This is a genomic window from Acidithiobacillus sp. TH-A36, from assembly GCF_057473445.1.
Genome location: NZ_JBYCKP010000231.1, coordinates 1 through 7,582 on the forward strand (window position 1 = coordinate 1; position 7,582 = coordinate 7,582).

At 55.9% G+C, this 7,582-nt stretch carries 4 protein-coding genes and 1 pseudogene; 4 read left to right on the forward strand and 1 reads right to left on the reverse strand.

The window, feature by feature from the left end; all coding sequences use genetic code 11:
• Positions 1-71: 71 nt before the first annotated feature.
• From mobF to AC2VLY_RS06065, 4 genes and pseudogenes are all read left to right on the forward strand, one after another.
• On the forward strand, positions 72-4,442 hold the full coding sequence (mobF, locus tag AC2VLY_RS06050) for a MobF family relaxase (RefSeq protein WP_486921935.1): 4,371 nt from the start codon (positions 72-74) through the stop codon (positions 4,440-4,442).
• A 1,114-nt stretch (positions 4,443-5,556) separates the two neighbouring features.
• On the forward strand, positions 5,557-5,850 hold the full coding sequence (locus AC2VLY_RS06055; RefSeq protein WP_486921936.1) for a helix-turn-helix domain-containing protein: 294 nt from the start codon (positions 5,557-5,559) through the stop codon (positions 5,848-5,850).
• Between the two features lie 20 nt (positions 5,851-5,870).
• The gene (locus tag AC2VLY_RS06060) at positions 5,871-6,509 is read left to right on the forward strand and encodes a hypothetical protein (protein WP_486921937.1); all 639 of its coding nucleotides are present in this window, start codon (positions 5,871-5,873) and stop codon (positions 6,507-6,509) included.
• Between the two features lie 551 nt (positions 6,510-7,060).
• Positions 7,061-7,192 (forward strand): annotated as a pseudogene (locus tag AC2VLY_RS06065) (ESPR-type extended signal peptide-containing protein); the annotation flags it as partial.
• Between the two features lie 60 nt (positions 7,193-7,252).
• On the opposite strand, the gene AC2VLY_RS06070 reads toward AC2VLY_RS06065, so the two are convergent.
• Positions 7,253-7,582 (reverse strand): hypothetical protein (locus AC2VLY_RS06070; RefSeq protein WP_486921938.1); only part of this gene is annotated, 330 nt, incomplete at its 5' end.

Sequence of the window (7,582 nt, forward strand, 5' to 3'; positions counted from 1 at the left end):
GCGCGATTTTAGGTAGGGTGCATGTGCGCCTTTTGTTGCTTTTTTGTGGGGATCGATTTTATTATTCGGTCATGACGTCGCGCGTATCAAAGCTCCAGAACAAAAAAGCCATCGCCACCCTGGGCCGCTGGATTGAGCGCACTGGTCCGGATTTCACGCCTGAATCCTTGCCAGAGCGTATCCCGACGATGGGACCTGTTGAGATAACCAATCTTGATAATCCCCGTTACCTGCAGCGCGAGGGTATCCCGCTCGAATGGGTCGGCGCGGGGTCGGCGGATCTGGGATTGACTGGAATCGCTACGGAAGCCATGACCGCCAAGGTGTTACAGCATGGGCATGGGCCGCAAGGTCAGGCTCTGCGCACTGAGGATGCCGCCGATGATAATCAGGGTCGGGTGCTGGCTTATAGCGCCGTCTACTCAGCCCCAAAATCTATTAGCCTGCTCATTGCAGCAGACAACCAGCGGGTCAGGGAGGCCGCGCACCAGGCCCTGCGGGCGGCCAGTGAGGCGTATTTGTCCGCCCTCGAACAGCAGGTAACGGTCCGCCGGGGCAAAGCGGGGGTGCGCAGTGAGCGGATCAAGGGCCTTGTCGCTGTCCGGGCGATCCATCAGACCTCTAGCACCGGCGACCCGCATATCCACACCCATTGGATGATCCTGTCCAGTGCGCCCAGCGAAGCTGACGGGGCATGGCGGGCCCTGGATGGCCGCGCTTTTTTTCAGGCCCAGAAGTTGGCCGAGGCGCGTGCCAACCGCGTGCTCAGAAACTCCCTCAGTGCTTCCCTGGGTATCCACGACTGGATGCTGCACGAGGCCGGGAGCGCGCCATTCTGGGAAATTGCAGAGCTGCTGGACGCAGACGGCGCATTGAGCCGTGCCCGAAAAAACATGCAGCAGATTGCTGACCATCTGGACGTCCCCTTTGCCTTGCGTAGCCGGAAAATGGATACGCGGCTCTGGCGGCAGCATCGTGAACAGAAACAGGAATTTGCGGAAAAAATGGAACATGCTCTCGATGAGGCGCTACACCAGGGCGGCGACAAGGCTTCCGCTATCCGCCGCCTCTGGCAGGACCATCTGGCCGATGCAGGACTGCTCAATGCGTTACGATCCATCCAGCCCGGTCCGCGCGCCCATTCGGCTCCGGCATCTATGGATTTTAGCGACTTGTCACACAAAAGCCGGCCCACGACAGACGCGCTCCATCAGGCCCGAACTGCCCTGCAGCCCGAAAATTTGGCCAACCTGAAGATACAGTGCCAGGCCGCCCATGCCCGTATTACCCGTTTTGACCATATCCGCGCGGCCCTGCCTTTGGGCGGGAATAGTGCAAAAGCCAAACTGGCCGAAGCCCAGAAATTGGATAAAGAACTCAGGGATCTGCAGGCCCAGCAGGCAGTCCTGGATACGGAACAGGTTTTCCAGGCGGCAGACAATCTTCTGGACGATCTGACGCAGGAACTCGGCACGTTTACCCCGTCGGATATTGCGGCCCGGCTGATCGTTACTCAGGACATGGACCTGTCCGGCAGTCAGCAGGCGGCCAGCCACCTGCTTCGTTATTGGGTCCGGTCTGGCCAGATCCACCTGCGCGCCGGGTGCAATCTGGACGTGATTTGCCACGTACTGGAAAACCATGGATTCAGTCCGGTAACCGCAGACCGCCACATGGCTACCCGAACGCAGGCCTTGATTCCCGATGCCCGGCTCCGCGCCGAACGGGCCTTGGCGGAACAGGCCAAGACCCTGAGCGAGAGGGGCCGCAACCGGATCATCATTCCCATACCTCCCACATTCACGGCCGAACAGGCACATACGGCCGCCGTACTGGCGCAAGGCCGGGCACTGACCGTTACTTCCGGCGTAGCGGGTTCCGGCAAATCTTATTTGGCCAAGCCGATTGTCCAGGCCGCCCGGCATCAGGGTTTTACGGTCCGGGTCATCGCGCGGAACCGGGCGCTGGCAGAAGCCCTGAAAGCAGAGACGGGCGCGGATGCCGTGGACGTGTTTGCTACCTTTGACCCGACGAAAGCGCCCCCGCGAAAAGTCCTCTATATCGTCGATGAATCGGGACTGGCCGATGCAGAGGATCTGAAAGCCGTCCTGCAGGCCGTGGAAAACCATAAAAATGCTCAGGCCTGGCTGATTGGCGACCGCGCTCAAAGCCAGCCCATTGACCGCCGGGCGGCTTTTGCGGTCGTCGAACAGGCCGTCGTCCCCGAGGCCTACACCACCCTGCGGACCAGCTATCGCTGCCGCGCATGGGAAGCCGAACATGACGTCTTGCGGCAGGTCGCTGATGTCCCTGCCCTGGTGGAATCCGTGCAGCAGGCCGGAAGGCTGATCCGTGACGGTAACGATGAAGAGGACCGCCGCGCCCGGATCGCAGGACTCGCCGAACAGTACCGTGCGCAGGGTGAGGACGTGCTGATTCTCTCGCGCAGTAATGCCGAAGCGGGGGCCATCGCCGAATATGTCCAGGCCCACCGGGGGATTACCATCCATCCCGCGACCGCCTTGCGGTACGAACAACAGACGGGTGTGGGGGATATCGTCCGCACCCGTCTGAATGATCGGCAAAGAGGCATCCGTAATGGTGATGTCTGGACGGTCTCCCAAGTCACCGATGATGGGTCTTTGTGGCTGTCTGCGGTCAAAAACCCGCGCCGGAAGGTGAGGGTCGATAAAGGCTATACCGAGCAGGCGGTGGAGCTGGCCTATGCGGCTACAGCCGATGCCGCGCAGGGGGTGACGGTGGATCGCGCCATACTGGATGTCTCCGGCATGGGGAAAAGCCTGCTGTATTCGGCGGCGACCCGTGGCCGGCAGGCGCCGGTGTATGCAGGAGACCTGGAGACGGCACTGCATCGGGATGATGTAACGGCAACGATGCGGGAGCTGCTGGGGCCGGAACGCGAAGCTTTGACCCGGAAAACCGAAAAGATACAAGAACAGCCACTCAGGGGCAGTCGGCCGTCACTATCGCGCATGCTCGTCGAAGCAGAGTTCGCCGAAGCAAAGCGGGGTTATCTTCAACCCGAATTGCAGCGGTATGACGCGGCCCTCAGCCATCGCCTAAAAAGGTACGAAACACGGATCGAGGAATTAATCGCCCATTACGAAACACAACTTTTGCCCGAGGACAAGGACCTCGAAAAGGAACGCTGGCGGGAACTCGGATTCGATATCCCCAGCGGGGAGGAAGATGATTGGTGGCGCATCGCCAAGCATCCAGAACCCTTCGCACTGCGGGACACTTTGTCGCGCCTGCGGGCGGCGTATGAGCCATTGGCAAAACGTCAAAACGCGCAAGAGGCCCTGGAACAAGCTGCCTTGGAGACGGAACGGGCGCAGCATCGCGGAATTTTGACAAAATCGGATGCGATCGAACAGGTGAACATCGCGCGCCAGCGGGCGGAGGAGGCAGGGTTGCCCGTTGCGATCATTAAGGTCGCGCTATCGCGTGCGCATCTGCGGGCTCAGCAGCGAATGAAACAGGAAAGACAAGCGCAGCAGGAAAGGCAGGAAAGGCAGGCGCAGCAGGAACGGGAAAAACAGGCGCAGCGGGAACGGGAAGCGGCAGAGCAAATCCGCGCGCTGACCGCAGACATCTGGCAGAAGGGCGGTTGGGAGGAAGATCGCCATCGCCCGGTATTTGAGGCCGCCGGGTTCGTCCCAACCGGGGAAAACAATATCTACCGCCATCCGCTTGAGTCCGCTGCAATCGTGGCCGAGGCTAAAGACGCTTTTTTCCGTGCTCTTGACGAGACCCTGAAGGCCCGGGAACAACTGCAACAGCAAGCCGAACAGCAACGTATCGAACAGGTCGTCCAAAACATCCAGACTTTGCGCGCACAAATCTATCAAAACGGATATGACGAACAATCCCTGCTGGACGCTGGATTCTACGGGAACAGTAACCGTCAATGGACGCACCATGACGCGAATGACTCCAAAGTCGCTGAAGCCGCCAAGCAGCTGTTTGCTCTGGTCGAACAGGTGCACCTGGACGAAGCCGCCGTCCATATGGCCATCACGCGCATGCAGGCATTAGATGGTGCAAACCCTGCGGATCATTCCGCAGAAATGGGCTGTGGCAGGCTGGTCTGTCAGGCCGGACACTGGCAGCTGCAGGGTGATCCGAATTACCTCTCTGCACCGCGCAATGACCTGATCCAGGCCTATGACCAAGCCAAACAACGCTACGATGCGCTCACTGAGTTAAGGAATGCCATCTTGAACCAGAACCGCGCGCCATCTCGAAACGCCGCGCTATCGGCCGTTAAGGATGCCATGGAGAAGGCTTTTAAAGCGAAAGTGTCCAAGAATACCATTGAGCAAGTTGTCTACGAGACGCAAGCGACAGTTGAGAAGAATCGTCCAACGCCACCGCCGCCACCGCCGCCAAGCTCCTGGAGGCCACGGGGACCGCGCTAGGCGGGGAAGCATGAGTGGGGAGATGGAGGTTGTTACGGCGTAACGATTCCGTATTGTGGCTTGTCACGAATAAGGTATTTTTCGGGGGCACTTGGGCATTATTTGGGCAAATCGCCCAGTTTCACGGCGCACAGCCCGCTGCAATGCCTGTATTTACTGGTATGAGAACAGGACAGACCAGCGGATTATCAATCTGGGGGCTGTGAAATAACTGTTACCGTAACAAAACAACGCGACGGGTCACGCGCGCTCAAAACCCGTCCTGCAGGGCATGAAACCGAGAACCTGAATCGAGAGAGATTTTTGAGAACGGTAACGGTTGCCGCATCCTCTCTAAAAAGTCGTTTTCAAGAAGAATGCCTGTGACAGGGTATGAATTTTATGGCGATCATCCCGTACCCGGCTTAGGCAAAATTATCTGGGCTATGCGGTTAATATAAACCGACTGGTAATTTTGACATTTCACATAAAACCCCAATCTGGTTGAGCTGGGTACTCACCCGTGCATTATATTTGCACGGACGACTAGCCCGTACACTACCGCTCAAAAACAAACCAGTGATGCGTGCGCAACTGCACCAGGACTCAGATTCCTGTTGCCAATCATTTTTATTCTGCAATTAGATTTTGCAACGTTGGAGACCAACAAAAAAGGGAATTCATCCACTGTCGCGCAAACCCTCTTTTGTACGGACGGCTGACCGAATATTACCACTGGCTAATTTTGCTGTGACAGCCCTAAAAAATCCCCCGGCCCTATTTCCCCTGACTTTCAGGAAGCTTGCCGTACGATTTACCCGTTTTCTGAAGGGACCTGTTTTCGATTGCAAGCCGCTACAAATATGGCGGACCGTCTCTTTGTCCAGATGCTACAGATGGCGCACTTTGGCGATGGTTTCCATGCAAATCGCTCCCGTCTACTCCGGATAAATCCGGAAGATTATCAGGTGATTAATTTATACACCGTTTAACATTAATGGCCGCTCAATAACCAGATTCTACATGGATTTTCCTGTTTATTAAGCGGTGAAAATGTTTTTACCAGCACCCTGGTGCAGGTTTGGGCATGCCATAAATTAGAGTCCTAATACAGCAATTATGGAACTCGTCAAAAATGGTAAAAAAGCAGAATTGGTTCCTGTTTGGATTTCTTTCTTGTGGATACGCTGGGTTCTCGCATTATGGAGAATTGAACCTGAAAGCATTGGTCGGCAGAAGGATCCGTGAGTTACGCAATCGTCGCGGGATTACTCAGGCGGTGCTGGCGGAGAAGGCTGGTCTTAGCATTGAATTCATTGGCCGTGTGGAGCGTGGAAAGCATATTCCATCGCTTTTCCGGATATGTCGGATATGCATGGCGCTCAACTGCACTTTGGGGGATTTTTTTAATCATGCGGATTTCACTTAACCTGAATGAGGAATGACGTTATGGGAACACCTGGTATTGAATATTCGTTGAATTTGAGTTTTACCCAGAAGGACCTTGCGGCCATTGCGGCGGCACATGCCAAGGTTGTTATTGCCAAACCTGCTGACAAGAGCAACCAGAAACCCAATGTGGCCTGGTTAGCCTTTAATCCGCTGGAAAATAACGACATTGCATGGGAAGAGATTTATGGCGTCTATGCATCGAACGTGGCCATGGAAGATGGTGCCGAAATTTCCAAGAGCAGTGTTGTGAACCCGGCCGTTCCCGGCAAGGTTTACGGCCTACTTCCGGATGGCGCTTTTGGTGCACCGGCGGATGGTGGCACGCTGGATAGCTTCACGGTCCTGAACCAGTATGCGAACCAGAAAGGGTATATGGTCGTAGGTCTCACCCAGGATGCGAAGATCGGTGGTGATATTGTGACAGGCAACGCGATATCTGCGTCGAATGTGCTGTTGCAGAACACGGCCATCATTACGCCGTTCACCACAGTTCTTATGTGGCTGCAGTCGAAGGTCAAGAGCAATTCGGTTTGCACGAAAGTGACATCGCCGATGACCGAGGTGACGTTTGGTGGGAATGTGACCAGTCGTTCCTTCCGCTATGATGCGGAGAGTGGCATGTTCCTGTCGGTCTAATTCTGGTTCGGAGCCAGTTCTTATGGGGCTTTTGCCCCATTTTTGCGGCCGAATTGTGCTGAATAGGGTTAACGAAATGTTTGTTAACAGATGGTTAGATTATATCCTGATATTTATGCAACCGGTTGATTCCTGGCGGAGCCTCTGAGAGGAAGGTGGGCGTTTTTCCTGCGAAACGTATGTGAAGAGGGCCCAGTACGGATATTTGCAGGGTTGGGGTGGTTCGTGGCGGCATTGGCATACCCCAATATTTTGTATCTATATGTTTAAAATATCACTTTAAGTAAACGGCACGCAACGGTTACATAGTGTAAGCTTCCAACCGGTATGCATACGAAAAATTGCCACTATTGGACTTCAGACCTCGTTGTTTGCACGCACTGCAGAAACGACGAGTGATCAGAAAACACATCATTTGCAATAGGTTGATAATCACATTAAGCTTTTCATCCATTAGAATACGCTAAAAACATTAGAAAAACATAATGTTTATCAGCCAGAAGTGTGCTGACGGGCCTGCCGATAAAACTACCGCAAAAGGGAAAGACCGAATGAATCATATTTACAAACTGATCTGGAAAAGTAGCCGGACGACCCCCCAAGTGGTTTCGGAATGTGGGAGGTCGCCGCGCAAGGGCGGCACTGTGGATCGGCGGGCACGCCGGAGCCGCAAGCTGCTGGTGTTGGCGATAGCTCTGGCGCTGGGCGGTCTGGAGGTCGGGATACCTGCGTATGCAGCAGCGTTAACCAATAAAACAGGAGAGCCTGGAACCAATGCGAGTAGTGTGGGCGGCAACGGTACTAAGGGGGGAACGGCCTATAGTGGGCTGACGTCGTCTGATTCGGACAGCGTTGCGTCGGATGTGGCGATTCAAGGCGGCGCAGGTGGCAACGGCGGCACCGGCAGCGACGGCAGCGACGGCGGCGCAGGCTACGTCACCGGCGGCACCGGCGGCACCGGCGGCACCGGTGGCACCGGTGGCATCGGTGGCACAGGCGGCGATGGAGTGAGCGGCACGGGATTTACGCTTACCAATAGTGGCTTGATCACCGGCGGCGCAGGCGGCACCGGC

Excerpts from the sequence above, each read along its gene's own strand:
- AC2VLY_RS06055 (WP_486921936.1), top strand. The coding sequence starts at position 5,557 with ATGGTAAAAAAGCAGAATTGGTTCCTGTTTGGATTTCTTTCTTGTGGA.
- AC2VLY_RS06060 (WP_486921937.1), top strand. The coding sequence starts at position 5,871 with ATGGGAACACCTGGTATTGAATATTCGTTGAATTTGAGTTTTACCCAG.
- mobF (WP_486921935.1), top strand. The coding sequence starts at position 72 with ATGACGTCGCGCGTATCAAAGCTCCAGAACAAAAAAGCCATCGCCACC.